The 20632-nt window shown below is 73.6% G+C and carries 21 protein-coding genes; 14 read left to right on the top strand and 7 right to left on the bottom strand.

The window, feature by feature from the left end; genetic code table 11:
- Nucleotides 1-51: 51 nt before the first annotated feature.
- Nucleotides 52-993, top strand: coding sequence for a LysR family transcriptional regulator (locus ACZ6EJ_RS06995; RefSeq protein WP_469265102.1), 942 nt, complete (start codon nucleotides 52-54; stop codon nucleotides 991-993).
- A gap of 79 nt (nucleotides 994-1072) precedes the next feature.
- Here ACZ6EJ_RS06995 and ACZ6EJ_RS06990 read toward each other — a convergent pair whose 3' ends face one another.
- On the bottom strand, nucleotides 1073-1504 hold the full coding sequence (locus tag ACZ6EJ_RS06990; RefSeq protein WP_469265101.1) for an ATP-binding protein: 432 nt from the start codon (nucleotides 1502-1504) through the stop codon (nucleotides 1073-1075).
- A 235-nt stretch (nucleotides 1505-1739) separates the two neighbouring features.
- On the opposite strand from ACZ6EJ_RS06990, the gene ACZ6EJ_RS06985 reads away from it, so the two are divergent.
- Nucleotides 1740-2636 carry a helix-turn-helix domain-containing protein gene (locus tag ACZ6EJ_RS06985; RefSeq protein ID WP_469265100.1) on the top strand — a complete coding sequence of 299 codons (897 nt, stop codon included), beginning with the start codon at nucleotides 1740-1742 and terminating at the stop codon, nucleotides 2634-2636.
- A 55-nt stretch (nucleotides 2637-2691) separates the two neighbouring features.
- On the opposite strand, the gene ACZ6EJ_RS06980 is transcribed toward ACZ6EJ_RS06985, so the two are convergent.
- Nucleotides 2692-3852 (bottom strand): 8-amino-7-oxononanoate synthase, encoded by a 1161-nt coding sequence (locus ACZ6EJ_RS06980; protein WP_469265099.1) that lies wholly within the window; start codon nucleotides 3850-3852, stop codon nucleotides 2692-2694.
- A 286-nt stretch (nucleotides 3853-4138) separates the two neighbouring features.
- On the opposite strand from ACZ6EJ_RS06980, the gene bioB reads away from it, so the two are divergent.
- From bioB to bioD, 3 genes are read left to right on the top strand one after another with little or no spacing between them, the layout of a single operon-like run.
- The gene (gene bioB / locus ACZ6EJ_RS06975) at nucleotides 4139-5383 is read left to right on the top strand and encodes a biotin synthase BioB (RefSeq protein WP_469265098.1); all 1245 of its coding nucleotides are present in this window, start codon (nucleotides 4139-4141) and stop codon (nucleotides 5381-5383) included.
- A complete protein-coding gene (locus ACZ6EJ_RS06970) occupies nucleotides 5376-6737 on the top strand; it encodes an adenosylmethionine--8-amino-7-oxononanoate transaminase (RefSeq protein ID WP_469265097.1) in 1362 nt (453 codons plus the stop codon). The genes bioB and ACZ6EJ_RS06970 overlap by 8 nt, the downstream gene beginning before the upstream one ends.
- 5 nt (nucleotides 6738-6742) lie before the next feature.
- A complete protein-coding gene (gene bioD / locus ACZ6EJ_RS06965; protein ID WP_469265096.1) occupies nucleotides 6743-7435 on the top strand; it encodes a dethiobiotin synthase in 693 nt (230 codons plus the stop codon).
- Nucleotides 7436-7618: 183 nt separating this feature from the next.
- On the opposite strand, the gene ACZ6EJ_RS06960 is transcribed toward bioD, so the two are convergent.
- Nucleotides 7619-7990 (bottom strand): fic family toxin-antitoxin system, toxin component, encoded by a 372-nt coding sequence (locus tag ACZ6EJ_RS06960; protein WP_469265095.1) that lies wholly within the window; start codon nucleotides 7988-7990, stop codon nucleotides 7619-7621.
- Nucleotides 7987-8214, bottom strand: a complete 228-nt coding sequence (locus ACZ6EJ_RS06955) for an antitoxin (RefSeq protein WP_469265094.1) — start codon at nucleotides 8212-8214, stop codon at nucleotides 7987-7989. The genes ACZ6EJ_RS06960 and ACZ6EJ_RS06955 overlap by 4 nt, the downstream gene beginning before the upstream one ends.
- 186 nt (nucleotides 8215-8400) lie before the next feature.
- Here ACZ6EJ_RS06955 and ACZ6EJ_RS06950 point away from each other — a divergent pair, with 186 nt between their 5' ends.
- From ACZ6EJ_RS06950 to mug, 6 genes are all read left to right on the top strand, one after another.
- Nucleotides 8401-8835, top strand: a complete 435-nt coding sequence (locus ACZ6EJ_RS06950; protein WP_469265093.1) for a GNAT family N-acetyltransferase — start codon at nucleotides 8401-8403, stop codon at nucleotides 8833-8835.
- Nucleotides 8836-9075: 240 nt separating this feature from the next.
- Entirely contained in the window at nucleotides 9076-10413 is a 1338-nt protein-coding gene (locus ACZ6EJ_RS06945) for a hemolysin family protein (RefSeq protein ID WP_469265092.1), read from the top strand.
- A complete protein-coding gene (locus ACZ6EJ_RS06940) occupies nucleotides 10410-11429 on the top strand; it encodes a hemolysin family protein (protein ID WP_469265091.1) in 1020 nt (339 codons plus the stop codon). Before ACZ6EJ_RS06945 ends, ACZ6EJ_RS06940 begins: the two co-directional genes overlap by 4 nt.
- A 78-nt stretch (nucleotides 11430-11507) precedes the next feature.
- Nucleotides 11508-12446, top strand: coding sequence for an SGNH/GDSL hydrolase family protein (locus ACZ6EJ_RS06935; protein ID WP_469265090.1), 939 nt, complete (start codon nucleotides 11508-11510; stop codon nucleotides 12444-12446).
- A gap of 251 nt (nucleotides 12447-12697) precedes the next feature.
- The gene (purB, locus tag ACZ6EJ_RS06930; RefSeq protein WP_469265089.1) at nucleotides 12698-14140 is read left to right on the top strand and encodes an adenylosuccinate lyase; all 1443 of its coding nucleotides are present in this window, start codon (nucleotides 12698-12700) and stop codon (nucleotides 14138-14140) included.
- 19 nt (nucleotides 14141-14159) lie between these two features.
- Nucleotides 14160-14711, top strand: a complete 552-nt coding sequence (gene mug, locus ACZ6EJ_RS06925) for a G/U mismatch-specific DNA glycosylase (protein ID WP_469265088.1) — start codon at nucleotides 14160-14162, stop codon at nucleotides 14709-14711.
- Between the two features lie 205 nt (nucleotides 14712-14916).
- On the opposite strand, the gene ACZ6EJ_RS06920 is transcribed toward mug, so the two are convergent.
- The 3 genes from ACZ6EJ_RS06920 to ACZ6EJ_RS06910 all read right to left on the bottom strand — a co-directional run bounded on the left by ACZ6EJ_RS06920 (nucleotide 14917) and on the right by ACZ6EJ_RS06910 (nucleotide 17114).
- A complete protein-coding gene (locus tag ACZ6EJ_RS06920) occupies nucleotides 14917-15354 on the bottom strand; it encodes a hypothetical protein (protein ID WP_469265087.1) in 438 nt (145 codons plus the stop codon).
- A gap of 84 nt (nucleotides 15355-15438) precedes the next feature.
- Nucleotides 15439-16176, bottom strand: a complete 738-nt coding sequence (locus ACZ6EJ_RS06915) for an ABC transporter permease (protein ID WP_469265086.1) — start codon at nucleotides 16174-16176, stop codon at nucleotides 15439-15441.
- Nucleotides 16173-17114: an ATP-binding cassette domain-containing protein gene (locus ACZ6EJ_RS06910; RefSeq protein ID WP_469265085.1), complete on the bottom strand. Its 942-nt coding sequence runs from the start codon at nucleotides 17112-17114 to the stop codon at nucleotides 16173-16175. The genes ACZ6EJ_RS06915 and ACZ6EJ_RS06910 overlap by 4 nt, the downstream gene beginning before the upstream one ends.
- Before the next feature lie 107 nt (nucleotides 17115-17221).
- Between ACZ6EJ_RS06910 and ACZ6EJ_RS06905 the strand changes: the two genes are divergently transcribed.
- The 3 genes from ACZ6EJ_RS06905 to ACZ6EJ_RS06895 all read left to right on the top strand — a co-directional run bounded on the left by ACZ6EJ_RS06905 (nucleotide 17222) and on the right by ACZ6EJ_RS06895 (nucleotide 20549).
- Complete coding sequence (locus ACZ6EJ_RS06905) at nucleotides 17222-18406, top strand: sensor histidine kinase (RefSeq protein ID WP_469265084.1); 1185 nt, start codon at nucleotides 17222-17224, stop codon at nucleotides 18404-18406.
- A 233-nt stretch (nucleotides 18407-18639) separates the two neighbouring features.
- The gene (locus ACZ6EJ_RS06900; RefSeq protein WP_469265083.1) at nucleotides 18640-19290 is read left to right on the top strand and encodes a response regulator transcription factor; all 651 of its coding nucleotides are present in this window, start codon (nucleotides 18640-18642) and stop codon (nucleotides 19288-19290) included.
- A gap of 101 nt (nucleotides 19291-19391) precedes the next feature.
- Entirely contained in the window at nucleotides 19392-20549 is a 1158-nt protein-coding gene (locus ACZ6EJ_RS06895) for an ROK family transcriptional regulator (RefSeq protein ID WP_469265082.1), read from the top strand.
- Nucleotides 20550-20632: the final 83 nt, after the last annotated feature.

Raw genomic sequence — 20632 nt, 5'->3', positions numbered from 1 at the left:
GCCTTTAGCGTGTACTTGCAATCTTCTGGGTCTGCCTAAAGGAACGCTTTCATGTACGACCCGACACGGCTGACGGCGCTCGTGGCGGTCGCGGAGGCCGGATCGATCACGCGGGCAGCCGCCCGCCTGGGCTACACCGCGCCCGCGCTCTCCCAGCAGTTGGCCAAGCTGGAGCGGGAGGCCGGTGCGGCGCTGCTCGTGCGCCACCACCGCGGGGCCCGGCTGACGGCCGCGGGCGAGCTGCTCGCGGTGCGGGCCCGGCGGGTCCTGGACGAGCTGGACCAGGCCCGGTACGAACTGGCACGGCTGGCCGGCCTCTCCGGCGGCAGGCTGCGGGTGGGGACGTTCACGACGGCCGGTGTGCATCTGCTGCCGCCGGTCCTGAGCGCGTTCCGGCGGGCCCACCCGGACGTCGAGCTGGCCGTCACCGACTACGAGCCGCCAGGAGGGCTCGCCGCGGTGGCCTCGGGCGAGGTCGACCTCGCGCTGACCCACGCCTACGAGCCGGCGGCGTCCGGACCACCGCCCGCGGGGGTCGTCGTCGACCCCCTGCTGGTCGAGGAGTTGGTGCTGGTCACCGCGGTGGGACACCGGCTCGCCGAGGGGGCCGGCCGACTCGCGGTCACCGAGCTGGCGGGGCGGCCGCTGATCAGCAGCGCCCCGACGCACCCGCCCCGGCGCGGGGTGGAGGACGCGCTGGCCGCTGCGGGCGCGACACCGGCGGTGGTCTGCGAGTCGCCCGGCTACGCCCTGGTGTGCGCGCTCGTCAGTGCGGGTCTGGGCGTGGCGGTGGTGCCGGAGATGGTGGCGGCGATGTCGGCGGCGCCCCTGTCCGTCCGGCGCTTGGAGCCCGCGTCGTTCCGCCGCACCATCTCCGTCGTGCACCGCGGCGAACGGGCGAGCGCCGCGGCGGCGACCCTGCTCGCCCTGTTGCGGGGCGGGTTCGGCCGAGGCGTCGGCGCAGCGCCCGCGGGCCGCGCTCAGGCGGGGTGAACCCGACGCGGTCCTCGGGGAGCGGCGCGCCACGGAAGCAGCTCGCCGGGGGCCGGTGGTCGCGGGAAGCCGGGGCCGGTCAGCCCTGGAGCGCGGGGGCCCACGGCAGCACGGTCCAGACCGTCTTCCCGCCCTCGGCGGTCGGGACGACCCGGAGCCGCCCTCCGCGCTCCTTGGCCAGCGCCCGGACGATGACCATCCCTCGGCCATTGTCCTGCCGTACGGCGGCGGGGAGCCGTTGGGGCCACCGGGGGTGACTGTCCGTCACCCCGAGGTGCAGTTCCTCGTCGCGTTCGAGCCGCAGGTCCACGGTGAAGGCGGGCGACTGGCCGAACGTGTGCTGCACGGCGTTGGTGGTCAGCTCCGAGACGATCAGCCGGACGGTGTCGGCGAACTCGCTGTCGTCGGGGAGCCCCCATTGCGCCAGGGTCCTGGCGACATGCCTGCGGGCCGCCGAGACCGAGGCCGGCTCGCTCGGCAGAGTGATGGTTGCTTCCTGATGGTCTGCCATGGCGACGCCGTCCCTTTCCCGCCCCGGTCGACCGATGGCCGGCGGGGCTTGTGCTTCGCGCCAGACTGCCACTGATGCAGCTCCCTGTAACGGTGTTCGGCCAAGATATGCATATATCTGTCGCTCGAAGCAGTGAACGCGCGACCCGCCCCGTGCGGAGGGGCGGCACACTGTCCTCCCTGCGGGCCGCCTCCGCCAGGGGAGGGCGGCTCCCGCACAGCGGAGGGAGAACGCGATGCCGCACGGCCCCGTCGTCCGGAGGCGGAAGCTCGGGGAGGAGCTGCGGAGTCTGCGCCACGCCCGCGGACTGACCAGTCGGGACACGGCTCGACTGCTCGGCTGGCACCAGTCGAAGGTCAGCCGTATCGAGACCGGCGCGAGCGCGGTGACGCCCGCCGACGTGACGCGGCTGCTGGACGCCTACGCGGTGCGCGACACGCGGCTGCGCGCCCTGCTGGGCGTGCTCGCCGGGTCGGCGGGCGACAGCGGTCCGGGGTGGTGGCACGCCTACCGGGGGGTGCTCCCGCCGCAGTACCGCGACTTCATCAGCCTGGAGTCGCAGGCCGGTTCGGTCCGGACGCTGGAGACCTCGGTGGTGCCGGGGCTGCTCCAGACCGCCGGGTACGCACGGGCCGTGACGCGGGCCTCGCTGGGGGAGTTACCAAAGGAACGGCTGGACGCCCTGGTCGAGGTGCGGCTGACACGGCAGCGGGTGCTGCGCGCGACCCCTCCCCCGCGGTTCACCGCCGTACTGGACGAGGCGGTTCTGCACCGCGAGGTGGGCGGGCCGCGGGTGATGAGCGACCAGTTGCACCATCTTCGCGAGGCGGCGCGCCTGCCTCATGTGAGCATCCAGGTGCTTCCCTTCTCCCTCGGCGGGTACGTCGGGGTCTCCAGCCCCTTCGTCGTCTTCTCCTTCCCCGACACCTCCGATCTGGACGTGGTCGTCATCGACCATCTGACGAACAGCGTCCATCTGGAGCGGAAGGACGACCTGGCGGCCTACAGCGCGGCCTTCCGCACCTTGCAGGCGCTGGCGCTCTCGCCCGGGCGTTCGCTGGACCTCATCGCCGCGATCGGCCGCCGGCACGAGGAGGCGGACCGCCCGGCCTCGGACCGCGGGGCCGGCTGACCCGCGCGGGAGGCGGCCCCGGTCGGCCGCCGCCCGGCCCGCCAGGAGCGCGGCCTCAGCCGATCGGCGCGACCGCCTGCTGCGGGGCGGTGGCGCGGATGGCGGCCACGGCGGTCGTGACCTCCTCGTCGGTCAGGTCCGCCCGCGCGGTCAACCGCAGCCGGGAGACGCCGTCCGGCACCGACGGCGGGCGGAAGCACCCCACCGCGACCCCCGCCGCACGGCAGTCGGCGGCCCATCGGACCGCCGCGTCCGCCGACGGCGCCCGGATGGAGACGACGGCCGCGTCCGGGCGGACGGCGGTCAGCCCGGCGGCGGTCAGCCCGCTGTACAGCGCGCCCGCCACCTCCCGTGCCCTGGCGGCCCGTTCGGGCTCCCGCCGCAGCACCCCGAGCGCGCCGAGCGCGCCGCCCGCCGCCGCCGGCGCGAGACCCGTGTCGAAGATGAACGTACGGGCGGTGTTGACCAGGTGCTCGATGACGCGGGCCGGGCCCAGGACCGCACCGCCCTGGCTGCCCAAAGACTTGGAGAGGGTGAGGGTGGCGACGACGCCCTCGCCGCCCGCCAGCCCGGAGGCGGCGAGCGCGCCGCGGCCTCCGTCGCCGAGGACGCCGAGGCCGTGGGCGTCGTCCACGAGCAGGGCCGCGCCGGCGGAGCGGCACACCTCGGCGAGCCGGGTCAGCGGAGCGGCGTCGCCGTCGACGGAGAAGACCGAGTCGGTGACGGCGAGCGCCCGGCCGTCGTGGCCGCACAACGCCTTGGCGACGGCGTCCGGGTCGGCGTGCGCGACGACGGCGGTCCCGGCGCGCGAGAGCCGGCAACCGTCCACGATCGAGGCGTGGTTGCCCGCGTCCGAGACGATGAGCGAGCCGCGCCCGGTGAGTGCGGTCAGGGCGGCGAGGTTGGCCGCGTATCCGGAGGAGAGCACGAGGGCCGCCTCGAAACCGCAGAACGCGGCGAGGTCCCGCTCGAGTTCGGCGTGCAGGGCGGTGGAGCCCGTGACGAGCCGGGAGCCCGTCGCCCCCGCTCCCCAGCGGCGCGCGGCGTCGGCCGCGGCGGCGGTGGTCTCCGGGTGCCGGGCGAGGCCCAGGTAGTCGTTGCTCGCGAGATCCAGCGGACCGGGCCCGGCGCCGCGCGGGCGCAGGGTGCGGACGAGTCCGGCGTCGGCCCGGCGGCGGGCCTCGTCGTCGATCCAGTCGAACGGGGCGAAGGACATGGGGCGGTCCTCGGGGTCGGCGGGCCCTGGGCGCGGCGGTCCCCGCACGGTCCGCCGGGCGGGCGGGCGGAGCGGGGACCCGCGGCGGCGGGCCCGTGGCAGCGGCCCCGTACGGGCGGGTCCTCGGTCCGAGGCCCCAGGGGCGGGCGGTCTCTTTGTAGGCAGCCAACAGACCCTAGCCGGGCGCGCATCGGGTCAGGGTGTGGTGATGCACACACCCTCCCCCGGTGCTCCTGTCCGGTTCCTCCTTGGCTGGAGGTGGTGCGGTGCGCAAGGATCGTCTTCCATGGACCTGCTGAACACGCTGGTGGACAAGGGGTCGCGGCGCGAACTGCCGACCCGCGAAGAAGCGCTCGCCGTGCTGGCGACCTCCGACGACGAGCTGCTCGACGTGGTGGCCGCCGCCGGGAAGGTGCGCCGTCAGTGGTTCGGACGACGCGTCAAGCTCAACTACCTGGTCAACCTGAAGTCGGGCCTGTGCCCCGAGGACTGCTCCTACTGCTCGCAGCGGCTCGGTTCGACGGCCGGGATCCTCAAGTACACCTGGCTCAAGCCGGACGAGGCGTCCGAGGCCGCGGCCGCCGGGGTGGCGGGCGGCGCCAAGCGCGTCTGCCTGGTGGCGAGCGGGCGCGGCCCGACGGACCGGGACGTCGACCGGGTCTCGAAGACGATCGAGACCATCAAGGAGCGCCACGAGGACGTCGAGGTCTGCGCCTGCCTCGGTCTGCTCTCCGACGGACAGGCCGAGCGGCTGCGTTCGGCGGGCGCCGACGCGTACAACCACAACCTCAACACGTCCGAGGGGACGTACGGGGCGATCACCACCACGCACACCTACGCGGACCGGGTGGAGACCGTGCGGCAGGCGCAGGCCGCCGGGCTCTCGGCGTGCTCCGGGCTGATCGCCGGGATGGGCGAGAGCGACGCCGATCTGGTCGACGTGGTGTTCGCGCTGCGGGAGCTGGACCCGGACTCCGTGCCGGTCAACTTCCTGATCCCGTTCGAGGGGACCCCGCTCGCCGAGGAGTGGAACCTCACCCCGCAGCGGTGCCTGCGCATCCTGGCGATGGTCCGCTTCGTCTGCCCGGACGTCGAGGTGCGGCTCGCGGGCGGGCGCGAGGTGCACCTGCGCTCCCTGCAGCCGCTGGCCCTGCACCTGGTGAACTCGATCTTCCTGGGCGACTACCTGACCAGCGAGGGCCAGGCGGGCCAGGCCGACCTGGACATGATCGCGGACGCCGGTTTCGAGGTGGAGGGCGCGGGGACCACGACCCTGCCCCGGCACCGCGCGGACGCCCGGAGCGGCTGTGGAACGCAGGAGTCCGCCGAGTGCGGCGCGCACGCGGGCGGTTGCGGGCCGTGCGGCGGCCAGGGAGCCGAACCCTCCGCGACGGGGACGGCGGCGGCGGTCCGCGGCGCGGAGCCGGCCGACGCCGGCGGCGTGCGTACGGACGGCGGTACGGGGGCGCGTACCGACCTGGTGTCCGTGCGCCGGCGCGGCGCCGGGACGGACCTCGCGCCCAATGCCTGAGCAGCGCGCCCCCGCGCTCGACGCGCTGCCCCCGCTCCCCGCGCTCGCCGACGCCAAGCCGTACGCCCCCGACGAGCTGCGGGCGCTGGACCGCGCCCATGTGTGGCACCCCTACGGTCCGATGCCGGGCCGCCAGGAACCGCTGATCGTGGAGTCCGCCGCCGGTGTGCGCCTCCGGCTCGCCGAACCCGTCGAGGGACGGCGCGAGTTGGTCGACGGCATGTCGTCCTGGTGGTCGGCGGTGCACGGCTACAACCACCCGGTCCTCAACGAGGCCGCGCGCGGCCAGTTGGACCGGATGAGCCATGTGATGTTCGGCGGGCTCACCCATGAGCCCGCCGTCCGGCTGGCGACCCGGCTGGTGGAGATCACCCCCGCGCCGCTCCAGCACGTCTTCCTGGCCGACTCGGGGTCCGTCTCCGTCGAGGTCGCGGTCAAGATGTGCCTGCAGTTCTGGCGGTCGGCCGGGCGTCCGGCCAAGCGGCGGCTGCTGACCTGGCGCGGGGGCTACCACGGGGACACCTGGCAGCCCATGTCGGTGTGCGACCCGGAGGGCGGGATGCACGGGCTGTGGTCGGGCGCGCTGCCCCGGCAGATCTTCGCCGACGCCCCGCCGGACGGCTTCGACGCGGAGCCGGACCCCGCGTACGCACGGCATCTGCGGGAGCTGATCGCTCGGCACGCCGACGAGTTGGCGGCCGTCATCGTGGAGCCGGTGGTGCAGGGGGCCGGGGGGATGCGGTTCCACTCCCCCGCCTATCTCCGGGTGCTGCGGGAGGCGTGCGACGCGTCGGACGTCCTGCTGGTCCTCGACGAGATCGCGACCGGTTTCGGGCGTACGGGCAAGCTGTTCGCCGCCGGGCACGCCGGGGTGTCACCGGATGTGATGTGCCTCGGCAAGGCGCTGACCGGCGGATATCTCACCCTGGCGGCGACCCTGTGCACCTCTCGGGTGGCCGAGGGCATCTCGCGGGGCGAGGTGCCGGTGCTGGCGCACGGTCCCACGTTCATGGGGAACCCGCTGGCCGCGGCGGTGGCCTCGGCCTCGGTGGACCTGCTGCTCGGGCAGGACTGGGAGGGCGAGGTGGCGCGGATCGGCGCGGGGCTGCGCACGGGGCTGGCCCCCGCCGCGGAGATCGCCGGGGTGCTCGACGTCCGGGTGCTGGGCGCGATCGGGGTCGTGCAGCTCGACCACGAGGTGGACATGGCGGCGGCGACCCGCGCCGCCGTGCGCGAGGGCGTGTGGCTGCGGCCGTTCCGCGACCTCGTCTACACGATGCCGCCGTACGTCACCGGCGACGACGACGTACGACGCGTCTGCCGGGCCGTGTGCGCCGCGGCACGGGAGGGGTGAACGGGATGACGACGATCCTGGTGGTGTCCGGCACGGGCACGGAGATCGGCAAGACCGTGGTGACCGCCGCCGTGGCGGCTGCCGCGCGGGGCCTTCGGGTCGCGGTGCTCAAGCCCGCGCAGACCGGCCTCGCGCCCGGCGAACCGGGCGACGCCGCCGAGGTGGCGCGCCTGGCGGGCGGGCAGGTGACCGCGGTGGAGCTGGCCCGGTTCCCCGAGCCGCTGGCCCCGGCCACGGCCGCCCGGCGCGCGGGGCTCCCACCGGTGCGCCCGTACGAGGTGGCCGACGCGGCGGAGAAGCTGGCCACCGAGCACGACCTGGTGCTGGTGGAGGGCGCGGGCGGGCTCCTCGTACGGTTCGACGACGACGGCGGCACCCTCGCCGACGCGGCCCGGCTGCTGTCCGCGCCGGTGCTGGTGGTGACGCCCGCGGGCCTGGGCGCGCTGAACGCCACCGCGCTGACCGCCGAGGCGCTGCGGAGCCGGGGGCTGCGGTGCCGGGGCGTGGTGGTGGGCAGTATGCCGGCCGAACCGGACCTGGCCGCCCGGTGCAACGTCGAGGACCTGCCGGTGGTGGCGGGGGCCCCGCTGCTGGGCGCCGTACCGGCCGGGGCGGGGGCGCTGCCGGGCGCGGACTTCGCGGCGCGGGCGGCGGGGTGGCTGGCTCCGGAGCTGGGGGGGACCTGGTCCCCGCGCTGAGCGGGGGACGCGCCGACGCGGGCCGCGGGCGGTGGGGACGTCCCTCTCCGCCGGGTGCGGCCCGCCCGCGCGGTCTTCACGACGGGCTGCGCCTCGGGCCCCCGCGGTCCTCACGGCGGCGGGCCGGAACCGCCGGGCTCCACAGCGGCCGGGCGGAGGGCGCACGACGGCCCGCGGCTCCCCTCATACGCTCCACTGCCGCAGCTCGTCCGCGATGGCCCGTACGTCGGCCTTGCCCTGCTTGACCAGCAGCGCGAGATCACGGACCCGCTCGGGCGAGGTGGTGACGTCGAGCCCGGAGGCGACGAGGTAGCCGTACGCGACGGCCGAGGCGAACATGGCGTTGGAGCGTTCCAGCGCGGGCACGTGCAGCAGCAGTTGCAGCAGAGCGGCCGCCCTCGAGTGGGGATCGCTGTAGACGGGACTGCCGAAGATCTCCGCGTCGTGCCGTGCGACGGCGGCGACGAGCGCGCCCCAGTCGACGACCTGGGGATCTCCGGGCGTCCTGTGCTCGGCGACCATGAGCAGCCAGGAAAGGTCGATCCGAAGGTTCAACGGGCGCCTTCGCCCTCCGGGCCGAACTCCTCGGCGAACACCGCTTCGTACTGCTTCATGAAATCGGCGGCGGCCTCGACGAAGGTGTGTCCCACTTCGCCGGCGTCCTGCTTGACGAGCTCTTCTATGTAGCGGTTCACGCTCATCCCCCTCTGGAGCGCGCGCTGTCGCGCGGCCTCGGCGGTGGCCTCGTCCACTCGAACATTGAGCTGAGTCTTGGGCACCTCCCCACGCTAGCGCGGTGGCGCTAGCACCGGCAAGAGGGGGTCCGGCCGCGCGAGGCCCCTCGGCCGGGGGCCGTCGCCGCGGGCCGGGAGGAGCGGGAGCGGCCCGAGACGAGGGCGCGCGGGAGGGTTGGGGCGGGGGGAGTCGTGGAAGACGATCGACGCACGCACGGGGCGAGTGGTGGGATGGCGGCCATGAACGATCTCTCGATACGGACCGCGACCGCGGCCGACCTGGACGGCGTCCTGGCGTTCTGGAGGACGTCCGCCACGGGCGTCAGCGTCACCGACGACCACGACGGGGTCGCGCGCCTGGTGGCACGGGACCCGGACGCCCTGATCCTCGCGGAACGGGAAGGGGCGCTGGTGGGCACCGTGATCGCCGGCTTCGACGGTTGGCGCTGCCATCTCTACCGGCTCGCCGTCCGCCCCGACCGGCGCCGCCAGGGCGTCGGCACCGCCCTGCTGGCAGCGGCGGAGGAACGGTTCACCGCTCTGGGCGGGCGGCGCGCCGACGCCATGGTGCTCGACCGCAACGAGTCGGCCCGGCACGCCTGGCGCGCGGCGGGGTACCGGCCCGATCCGCGGTGGAGCCGCTGGGTGAAGCCCTTGCCGGACTGAGGCGCCGGAGCGGCGACGGGACGCGCACGGACCCGCCGCGCGGCGCACGCGACCCGCGGGGCATGAGCGCACCCCGCGCCCCCGCCCCCGAACGCCCTACGATGACCTGTCCCCCACGATCCACTGCCGAAAGGTGTGAGCGTCCGCCCATGGGCGAGCCCCCAGTAGCCGAGCCCTCCGATTCAGCCGACGCCGCGCGGTCCTGCCGCGCCTGCCCGACCATGGGACGGAGGTGAACCGATGACCGAAGTGCTTCTGCTGCTCGCCGCCCTGCTGCTCTGCGTCGCCTGCGGCGCGTTCGTCGCGGCGGAGTTCTCCCTGACCACGGTGGAGCGGAGCGAACTCGAACGCGCCGTCGAGCGGGGCGACCGCGGCGCGGCCGGCGCCATGAAGGCCGTCCGCAGCCTCACCTTCCAGCTTTCGGGCGCCCAGCTCGGCATCACCGTCACCAACCTGGTGATCGGTATGCTCTCCGAACCGTCGATCGCGAAGCTCATCCGCGGGCCGGTCGAGGCGGCGGGGCTGCCGCCCGCCGCCGCGTCCACGCTGGCCCTCGTCGTCGGCACGGCGCTGTCCACGGTGGTCCTGATGGTGGTCGGGGAGCTGGTCCCGAAGAACTGGGCCATCTCCTCGCCGCTGGCCGTGGCGAAGGCCGTGGCCACGCCGCAGCGGATGTTCACCGCGGTGTTCCGGCCCTTCATCAGCCACCTCAACAACACGGCGAACCGGATCGTGCGCCGCTTCGGCCTGGAACCGACCGAGGAGCTGGCCTCGGCCCGCGGCCCGCAGGAACTGGTCGCGCTGGCCCGCCACTCCGCGAAGGCGGGGGCGCTGGAGGCGGACACCGCCGAACTCTTCGTCCGCACCCTCAACCTGTCGGAGCTGACCGCGGAGAACGTGATGACACCGCGGGTCCAGGTGACCGCGCTGGACCTGCACGCGACGGCCGAGGACGTCGCCAACGCCACGCGGGCGACCGGCCTGTCGCGCTTCCCCGTCTACCGGGGCAGCCTCGACACCGTGGTCGGCGTGGCCCACATCAAGGACGTACTGGCGATCCCCGCCGACCGACGGCCGCGCACCCGCGTGTCGGAGCTGCTGCGCGAACCCCTGCTCGTCCCGGAGACGCTCACCGTGGACCGGTTGCTGGACCGGCTGTCCGGAAAGCTCGCCATGGCCGTGGTGATCGACGAGTACGGCGGGACGGCCGGCGTCGCGACGCTGGAGGACATCGTGGAGGAAGTCGTCGGCGAGGTCCGTGACGAACACGATCCGCACGAGACGCCCGACCTCGCGGCCGTCGGTGAGGACGCCGACGGCCGCGCGCTGTGGTCGGCGGACGGAGCGGCCCGCACCGACCAGCTCAGGACGATCGGGTTGCGGGTGCCGGACGGGCCCTACGAGACCCTCGCCGGGCTGATCGCGTCCGAGATCGGCCGCATTCCGACGGTGGACGACACCGTGGAGCTGGCGGGATGGCGGATCGACGTGGTGGACGCCTCGGGCCGCCGCGCCGCGCGGGCCCTGCTGCACGCGCCCGCGCCGGAAGCGGACAGCGGGACGGAGGACGGCCAGTGATCTTCCTCCAGCTCTTCATCGGCCTGCTGACCCTCGTGGCCAACGCCTTCTTCGTCGGCGCCGAGTTCGCCCTGATCTCCGTGCGCCGCAGCCAGGTCGAACCGGAGGCCGAGGCCGGGGACCGCCGGGCCCGCAGCGTCATCTGGGGCCTGGAGCACGTGTCGGCCCTGCTGGCCGCCGCCCAGCTCGGCATCACGCTCTGCACCCTGGTGCTGGGCATCGTGGCCGAGCCGGCCATCGCCCATCTGCTGGAGCCGGCCTTCGACGCGGTCGGCGTGCCGCACGGCCTGGTCCACCCGCTCTCTTTCGTCATCGCGCTGGGCGTGGCGACCTATCTGCACATGCTGCTCGGCGAGATGGTGCCGAAGAACATCGCGCTGGCGGAACCGGCCCGCAGCGCTCTGCTCCTGGGCCCGCCGCTGGTCGCGATGGCCCGCGCCCTGCGTCCGGTGATCTTCACGATCAACGCCTTCGCCAACGCCCTCCTCAAGCTGCTGCGGGTCGAGACGAAGGACGAGGTCTCCGCGACGTTCTCGGACGACGAACTGGCGCGGATGGTCCAGGACGCGGGGGACGCCGGCCTGGTCGACGACCGCTCCGCGCAACGCCTGCACCACGCCCTGGAGCTGGGCCGCCGTCCGGTACGGGATGTGGTCATGCCGGTCGACCGGGTGCTGTACGCCAGGGTCGGCACCACCCCGGAGGAACTGGAACGGCTCTCGTCGGAGTCCGGGTTCTCCCGCTTCCCGGTGATGGACGGCGAGCAGCGCATCCTCGGCTACCTCCATGTGAAGGACGCCCTGGACGCCACGCCCCGCGACGTCCCCTTCCCGGCGGCGGCGCTGCGGCCGATCGCCCGCGTCCGGGCGGAGACTCCGCTCGACGACGTGCTCACCGCTCTGCGGCGCAGCCGGACCCATCTGGCGGCCGTGCTCGACGAGGACGGCCGGCTGGCGGGCATGGTCACGATGGAGGACGTGCTGCGGGAGCTGGTCGGCCGCCCGCAATCACGCTGACCTGCGGGAGCACACCCCGGAGCCGGGCGCGGCGGTCGCCGTGCCCGGCTCCGGGGCCTCACGTAGAATCGTGTGGCCATGGAATCTCATGCCTCCTACACCAGTCTCGTCGCGGTCGGTGACTCGTTCACCGAGGGCATGTCGGATCTGCTGCCCGACGGCAGCTACCGGGGGTGGGCCGATGTGCTCGCGTCCCGGCTGGCGGACCGGTCCCCCGGATTCCGGTACGCCAATCTCGCCGTACGCGGCAAGCTCATCGGCCAGATCGTGGACGAGCAGGTGGGTGCGGCGGCGGCGCTCCGGGCCGATGTCGTCACGCTCGTGGGCGGGCTCAACGACGCGTTGCGGCCCACGTGCGACATGGGCAGGGTCAGGGGGCGGCTGGAGGAGGCCGTGGAGCGGCTGGCCCCGTCGTGCGGCCGCCTCGTGCTGATGCGCAGCCCGGGTCGCAACGGACCGGTGATGGAGCGGTTCCGCCCGCGGATGGAGGAGCTGTTCGCCGTGATCGGCGAGCTGGCCGACCGGTACGGCGCCTCGGTCGTCGACCTCTACGGCGCGCCCTCGCTCGGTGATCCCCGGATGTGGGACGTGGACCGGCTGCATCTCACCGCCGAGGGCCACCGGCGCGTCGCCGAGGCCGTCTGGCAGACGCTGGGGCTGCCGGCCGCGTTCGACTGGCGGGCTCCGGTCCCCGCGACGGCGCCTCCGCGCTGGACGGTCCGGCGGTCGGACGACCTCCGCTTCGCCCGCCGCCACCTGGCCCCCTGGGTCGGGCGGCGGCTCACCGGCCGCTCCTCTGGCGACGGACGCACGGGGGCGCAGTTCGACGACGCGACGGGCACCGCCTTCTGGATCACGCCCACGGACCCGCGGGCCCCCGGCCCGGTCACCGGGTGGCGGCGCGTGCCCTCCCCCTCCCCCTCCCGCGACGCCGCGGCCACCGCCGCCCGCACACCGGGCGACGCCCCTGCCGGCGCTCCCGGTACGGCGGACCACGGCGGCGGCCCGCGCCGCTGAGGTCTGCCGTTCGCGTCCCGCCGGGTCGGGGAGCGGGGTCCGGTGGTGCGGGCGCGAGGCGGGAGGAGCAAGTCACTGCGGGGCCTTGATGAGCGACGACAGCGCCGCGGGCGTGCGTGCCGGGGCCCGCGAGCCCGGCATGATCCAAACGGGAGGCCCTGGCCGGCGTGCGGCCTTCCCACCGCTTCGTAGCAAGCCACCAACGGGACCGCGGCGCTGGCCTGCACGAACCGCCAGTAGAATCTGTCCACGTGACTGCTGTGTCTGCGAAGCCTCGCATCCCCAATGTCCTGGCCGGCCGCTACGCCTCCGCGGAGCTGGCCGTCCTCTGGTCCCCCGAGCAGAAGGTGAAGCTGGAGCGCCAGCTCTGGCTGGCGGTGCTGCGCGCTCAGAAGGACCTCGGGATCGAGGTCCCCGACGCGGCGCTGGCCGACTACGAGCGTGTGCTGGACGAGGTGGACCTCGCCTCCATCGCGGAACGCGAGAAGGTCACCCGGCATGACGTGAAGGCCCGGATCGAGGAGTTCAACGCGCTCGCCGGCCACGAGCAGGTCCACAAGGGCATGACCTCGCGGGACCTGACGGAGAACGTCGAGCAGCTCCAGATCCGGCTGTCGCTGGAGCTGATGCGCGACCGGACCGTGGCCGTGCTGGCCCGCCTGGGCAAGCTCGCGGCGGAGTACCGCGAGCTCGTCGTCGCCGGACGCTCCCACAATGTCGCCGCCCAGGCGACGACGCTCGGCAAGCGCTTCGCGACCGCCGCCGACGAGCTGCTGGTCGCCTACGGCCGCCTGGAAGACCTCCTCTCCCGTTACCCGCTGCGCGGGATCAAGGGTCCCGTCGGCACCGCCCAGGACATGCTGGACCTGCTCGGCGGGGACGCGGACAAGCTCGCGGACCTGGAGCAGCGCATCGCGGGGCACCTCGGTTTCGCCCACGCCTTCACCTCGGTCGGCCAGGTCTACCCCCGTTCGCTGGACTACGACGTGGTGACCGCGCTGGTGCAGCTCGCCGCGGCGCCGTCCTCGGTGGCGAAGACCATCCGGCTGATGGCCGGGCACGAGCTGGTGACCGAGGGGTTCAAGCCCGGTCAGGTCGGCTCGTCCGCCATGCCGCACAAGATGAACACGCGCTCCTGTGAGCGGGTGAACGGCCTGATGGTGATCCTGCGCGGTTACGCCTCCATGACCGGGGAGCTGGCGGGCGACCAGTGGAACGAGGGCGACGTATCCTGTTCCGTGGTCCGCCGGGTGGCGCTCCCCGACGCCTTCTTCGCGTTCGACGGACTCCTGGAGACCTTCCTGACGGTGCTGGACGAGTTCGGCGCCTTCCCCGCCGTCGTGGCGCGCGAGCTGGACCGCTACCTCCCGTTCCTGGCCACCACGAAGGTCCTCATGGCCGCCGTGCGGGCCGGGGTGGGCCGCGAGGTCGCGCACGAGGCGATCAAGGAGAACGCGGTCGCCTCGGCCCTCGCCATGCGGGAGCAGGGAGCCGAACGCAACGAGCTGCTCGACAAGCTCGCCGCCGACGACCGCATCCCCCTGGACCGCGCGCGGTTGGACGCCCTGATGGCGGACAAGCTGTCGTTCACGGGGGCCGCCGGCGACCAGGTGTCGTCGTTGGTCGCCCGGATCGAGGAGATCGTCGAGCAGCACCCCCGGGCCGCGGTCTACACCCCCGGCTCGATCCTCTGACCGCCGCCGCCCTCACGGCATGACGCCCGAAGAACTCCTCGCCGCCCGCGACCGCACCGTCCCCGATGTGGTCGCGGGCGGACTGCGTGTGCTCTTCTGCGGCATCAACCCGAGTCTGACGACGGCGGTGACGGGGCACCACTTCGCGCACCCCGGCAACCGGTTCTGGCCCGTCCTCCACCGTTCGGGCTTCACCCCCCGGCGACTCCTGCCGTCGGAGCAGTCCCAACTGATCGATCTCGGGCTGGGGATCACCAACGTGGTGGCGCGGGCGACCGCCCGGGCCGACGAACTCGATGCGGACGAGTTCCGCGAGGGCGGGGAAATCCTGGCGGCGAAGGTCGAACGGCTCGCACCCGCGTGGCTCGCCGTGGTCGGCATCACCGCATACCGCACGGCCTTCCGAGAGCCCCGCGCCCGCATCGGCCCCCAGACCCGCACCGTCGGGGGTGCCCAGGTCTGGGCCCTGCCCAACCCCAGTGGTCTCAACGCCCACTGGACGGTGCAGACCATGGCCGAGGAGTACGCCCGCCTGCGCTCAGCGGTGTCGGCGTCGGAGCCACCCCGCTGAGCCGAACCCCGGCCCCTGGGTCGAACGCGGCTCGCGAGCCGAACCCGGACCGTGGGTGGGAGACGGCTTCCCGCGTGGCACGGTCCGTTTCGGCTCCCGCTCGCGCTCCCCTCGGGCGATCGCGTGTCCGCCATCGACCGCTCGTGTGCGGACCCCGTGCACGCCCGTGCTACGGCGCCCACCGGCGTGACCGCCCCTCATCGCATCAGGGCGGGTCGACCACGGTGACCAGGACTCCCAACTCGCCCCCTGGGCCGTCCTTCTCCAGAAGCAGCCCCAGAGCCACCCAACGGCCGCCGGTCCTCCACAGCCGCAGGTAGTCGCAACCGGTCACCAGGTCCGCCCAGGGCTCACCCACGACCTCGCCGGCCAGCATCCTCTCCTGCGCACTCCACACACTCATCAACTGCGGTTCGCCCCAGCGCGACGTCAGCAGGGCGAGCAAGGCGTCGTGCTCGGCCAGGCACTGCGGGCGCTGCTCAGCGCGCACGGGTTCGTCGTCGCCCGAAGGTTCTGCGTCGATGCGCAGAAAGGCCCTGTGGTAGCCGGGTCCGCTGACTCCCGAACCCGACGAGACGCGCTCCGGAGGAAACGTCCGGGTGCACATCCCGTCGATGAGGCGGAGATGGTGTGCGGTCGTCATGACGTCAGTAAACCGCTTCGCACTGACAATGACCTCCCTGGCCCCCTCGGCATCCACATTGGGCTTCACGCGCGTTGTCACGCGTCAGGCGTCCCTGGTGCGCACCGCCCACCACCCGGCCAGCAGAGCCGCACCCGCCCACGCTGCCATCACCGCGAGCCCCGCCCACGGCCCCAACCCGCCCTCCGGGTTCTGGTGCAGCACGAGCTGCCCCGCCCGGTCCGGCAGGTACTGCGCGACGCCGCTGGATATCCCGGTCAGCACGAAGGGGACGATCAGAGTGAACGGTACGAGGAGGCTGAGCACGGCCACCGCGCTGCGCAGGACCGCGGTCAACCCCGCCGCGAGGAGTGCCGTCAACGCGAGGTAGATCCCTCCGCCGAAGGCCGCTCGCAACGCTCCGGGGTGCCCGAACCCGATCGCGTGCTCCCCCAGGAAGAGTTGGCTTACCAGGAACGCGGTGAAGCTGCTCAGTATCCCGACGACGAGCGCGAGTGCTCCCAGCAGCGCCGTCTTGACCGCGAAGAAGAGGGAGCGACGGGGTACAGCGACGAGCGATACACGCAGCGCCCCGCCGACGAACTCCGAGGAGAGCGCTGTCGCACCGAAGGCGATGGCGGCGAGCTGGCCGAAGTTCAGGGCGTAGAAGGCGTCATGGACCGGTTCGGCTCCGGCGTTGCCCGCCTCGGCCCGGCCGAAGGTCGCCGAGGCGAGCGCGGCCACGGCGAGCGTGGCGGCGAAGACGGCTATCAAGGACCCCATGACCGAGCGCACCGACCTGATCTTGATCCACTCGGAATGCAGTACTGCTGTCGGATTCATGCTCGCCTGCCGGGGTGAGCCGCGGATTCGGGCGGGGCGGCCGCGAAGGGGGTCTCAGCCGCGGTGAGGTCGAGGTAGGCCCGTTCCAACGTCATACGCTCGTCCACGAGTTCCATGAGGGTGACGCCCTCGCGTGCGGCCACCGCGCCGATCTCCTCGGCGGAGGCGCCCTCGACCGTCCAGCCTCCGTCGTCCTGCGCGACGGTCAGACCCTCGCCGGACAGGATGTCGTGGAACCGGGCCGGTTCCGCGGTGCGCAAGCGCACGCGGGGGCGGCCGCGGGAGTCGAGGAACCGCCTCATCGGCATGTCCACGAGCAGCCGCCCCCGGCCCAGCACGATCAAGTGATCGGCGAAGGAGGCGGTCTCGTTCATGAGGTGGCTGGACACCAGCACCGTCCGGCCTTCACGGGCGAGCCGCTTCATCAACTCCCGTATCCACACGATCCCTTCGGGGTCCAGCCCGTTCGAGGGTTCGTCCAGCATCACCACGGCCGGGTCGCCGAGCAGTGCGGCGGCGATGCCCAGGCGCTGGCGCATTCCGAGGGAGAACGTCTTGACCCTGCGCCCGCCCACCGTAGCGAGACCGGCCTCTTCCAGCACCGCGTCCACCCTGCCGGCGGATATGCCGTTGCTCGCGGCGAGCGCCAGCAGATGGTCGCGCGCCGTACGCGCCCCGTGAGCCGCTTGGGCGTCGAGCAGCGCGCCGACTCGACGCAGCGGGTCGGGGAGCGCCGTGTAGGGGCGGCCTCCCACCGTGGCGGTGCCGCTCGTGGGGCGGTCCAGGCCGAGGACGAGCCGCATGGTCGTGGACTTGCCCGCGCCGTTGGGACCGAGGAAACCGGTGACCCGACCGGCTTGCACGCGGAAGGTGAGGCGGTCCACCGCGCGGGTGGCGCCGTACAGCTTGGTGAGCTCGTGGACGTCGATGCTGGTCATGTCCTCAAGCCTGGCCGGGCGCCGGGCGCCTGCCCTCCCCCGCCCGTGGGTACGGTCTCCCCCGCTCGGGGGAGCCGCCTCGTCGCGGCCGCTGCCACGATGAGCACATGCGCCGCTTTCTCGCTCCGTTGGCCAGCACGGTCACCTACAGCCGCTGCCTGCACCTGTGTATGCCGGCTGCCGTGGTCAGCCTGTGGCTTTTCGTCTCGCTCGACACCCCGTGGGTGCCGCTCGTGCTTGCCGTCCCCGCGGGTCTGGTGCCCTCGATGCGCCTGCAGGAGGGAATACAGGCGCAGTTGCTACTCACCCCCGACGAGCGCGGTCGCCCCGACGCCTCGATCTCCGCCGCGCCCTCCACGAGTTGGGCCGAGCGGTGGCGGACAGTGCTCTGGCTCGAAGTGAGGCTCCTGCTCTCGGTGGTGACGCTCGCCCTGGTCTGGTTGCCCGTGACGGCGCTCGATCTGGCCTTCTCGGTGATGGGCCGGGAGCGCGACGAGGGGTTGGCAGCGCACGGGGACCCGCAGGTGTGGCACGCGCTGCTCGTCCCCCTGCCCATCGCGTTGCTGGTGGTCCTCATCGTGGTGGAGGGCCGCGTGGTCACCGCGGCGGCCCGGTGGCTGCTGGGCCGGTCCCCCGCGGATCGCCTCTCGGCGTTGGAGGAGCTGACCGAGGAGTTGTTGGAGCGCAATCGGATCGCACGCGAACTCCACGACTCCATCGGACACGCGCTCACCGTCGCGGTCGTGCAGGCGGGGGCGGCGCGTGCGGCGAACGACCCGGCTTTCACGGAGCGGGCGCTCGCGATCATCGAGGAGACGGGACGGGAGGCGTTGGAGGACCTGGAGCGCGTGCTGCGGGTCCTGCGGGAGTCGGGGACCCACCTCAGCCGGAGGCTCACCCTGGCGGAGGCCGACCGGTTGCTCGACTCCGCGCGTGTCTCCGGGGCGAAGGTGGTCGCGGAGGTGTCAGGGGCGCTCGACCGGGTGCCCGCCCCGGTTTCCAGAGAGGGGTACCGCATCCTTCAGGAATGCCTCACCAACGTGCTGCGTCACGCCGGGCCTGTCCCCGTACGGGTGAGCATCGCGGTGGTGGCGGGGGCCCTGGAGTTGGAGGTGACCAACCCGGTCTCGGGCTCGGTGAAGCTGTCCGGCGGCGGCAGCGGGCTCCGCGGCATACGGGAGCGGGCGACGCTGCTTGGGGGGACGGCCACGACCGGCCCGTACAAGGGAGGGTGGAGGGTGCGGGTGTGCCTTCCGACGGACGCGGCGGCCCGCCTGGAGGCAGTCCCGTGAGCCCTGTGGGCCGGCGCCCGACGGGTACGGGGAGATGCCTGGCGGACGGCGTGCGCGTACCGGGGCGGGCGTGGGAGGGCCGCGGCTCCGCGCCGGCGGGAGCGCGGGGTGCTGTGACCGTCCTCGGGGCGCGCGCGCCGAGGGCGCGCGGGGCGCCCTGGCAGCGCTGCGAGGCGCCGTGGTTGCCCTCGGGCTCCCGGTCGGGGCCGCGGGACAGCCCGTAGGCTGCTGCGATGTCCTTCAGCGTTCTCCTGGTAGACGACGAGCCTCTCGTGCGCGCCGGTCTGCGTGCCGTGCTGGAAGCCCAGCCCGACATCGAGGTGGCGGGTGAGGCGGCGGACGGCGCCGCCGTGCTCCCCCTGGTGCGGCGGCTGCGCCCCGACGTGGTCGCCATGGACGTGCGGATGCCATTGATGGACGGCATCGAGGCGACCCGCCTGGTGCTGCGCACGGTGCCGGAGCCTCCGAAGATCCTGGTGGTGACGACGTTCGAAAACGATGAGTACGTGTACGAGGCGTTGCGGGCCGGGGCGGACGGCTTCCTGCTCAAGCGCGCCAGGCCGGCGGAGATCGTGCACGCCGTGCGCCTGGTGGCGGAGGGCGAGTCGCTGCTGTTCCCGGCGGCTGTGCGCCGGCTCGCCGCCGAGTACGGCACGGACAAGGCGCGCGCCGCCCTGGAGCGGGCGGCGCTGACGGAGCGGGAGGCGGCGGTGCTGCGGCTGATGGCCCGAGGACTGTCCAACGCAGAGATCGCGGCCAGTCTGGTCGTCGGCACGGAGACGGTGAAGTCCCATGTCAGTGCGATTCTGGCGAAACTGGGCGCGCGTGACCGCACGCAGGCGGTGATCGCCGCCTACGAGTCCGGTTTCGTGGCTCCGGGTTGAGCCGTATTGCGGCTCGATACCAGCTTCCTTCGCTGGTCGCAGGGCATACGACCAGCGAGTACGATCCGGCAGACATTGCGCAAGAGCTGGGAGGACACACCGTGGGCAGGCTGACCGGTGGGGACCCGTCGCTGCTGCGGCGGATCAATTCCGCGGTGGTGTTGCACGCCCTGAGAGGGGCCGGTGCGCTGACGCTGACGGACCTGACGCGGATCACGGGTCTGTCCCGACCGACGGTGGAGGGGGTCGTCGAGGGGCTCTTCGAGGCCGGGTTGGTGGTCGAGGCGCTGCCCGACGAGAGCGAGGCCCGTCGTCAGGGGCGGCCCGCACGGCGGTTCCGCTTCCGGGCCGAGGCGGGTCATCTGCTGGGCGTCGAGATCGGACCGCACCGGGTTTCCGCCCTGATCTCGGGGCTGGACGGCCGGGTCATGGGAGCGGGATCCCGTGCGGTGTCGGAGACTGCCGGCGCGGACGACCGGCTCGACCAGGTCCGGGGCGTCATAGCCGACGTGCTGCGGAGTACCGGGGTCGCCCGGAGCAGCCTGCGCGCGGTCGGCGTGGGCAGCCCCGGCATCGTGGAGGCCGACGGGACGGTGCGGTTGGGGACGGCGTTGCCGGAGTGGACCGGTCTCGCGCTCGGGGAGCGGCTGCGCCGTTCCTTCCGCTGCCCCGTCCTCGTGGAGAACGACGCCAACGCCGCCGCGGTCGCCGAGCATTGGAAGGGGGCGGCCACCCAGTCCGACGACGTCGTCTTCGTCCTGGCGGGGCTGAGTCCGGGAGCGGGGTCCCTGATCGGCGGGCGTCTGCATCGAGGGTTCGGCGGGGCCGCCGGGGAGATCGGCGCACTGCATCTGCTGGGCCGGGGCGTGACCCCGGAGCGTCTGCTGTCCACGACGGACACGCCGCTGGACCCACTGGACGAGCACGCCGTGGCCGCGGTGTTCGCCCAGGCCCGGCAGGGCGACGCGGGCGCGCAGGCGGCGGTCGAACGGTTCCTGCAGCGGCTCGTGCACGACGTGGCGGCCCTGGTGCTGGCGCTCGATCCGGAGCTGGTGGTCGTCGGGGGCTGGGCCGCCGGGCTGGACGGGGTGCTGGACCCCCTGCGCCGGGAGCTGGCCCGCTACTGTCTGCGCCCGCCGCGGGTGACGTTGTCGTTGCTCGGTGAGGCCGCGGTCGCCACGGGGGCGCTCCGCATCGCGCTGGACCATGTCGAGGAGCAGTTGTTCACCGTGGAGGGGCCGGTCACGGCCCGCCGCTGACCCCGGCCGAGGCGCGGACGGCTGGACGCGGCGGCCGCCGTGGCCGATGGCGGTGGCCGCTCCGCCCGGTGGTCACCCCGGAC

The organism is Streptomyces sp. NPDC041970, assembly GCF_055588985.1.
The sequence above is the reverse complement of the archived record's forward strand: the minus strand, read 5'-3'. Positions and strand labels throughout refer to the sequence as shown.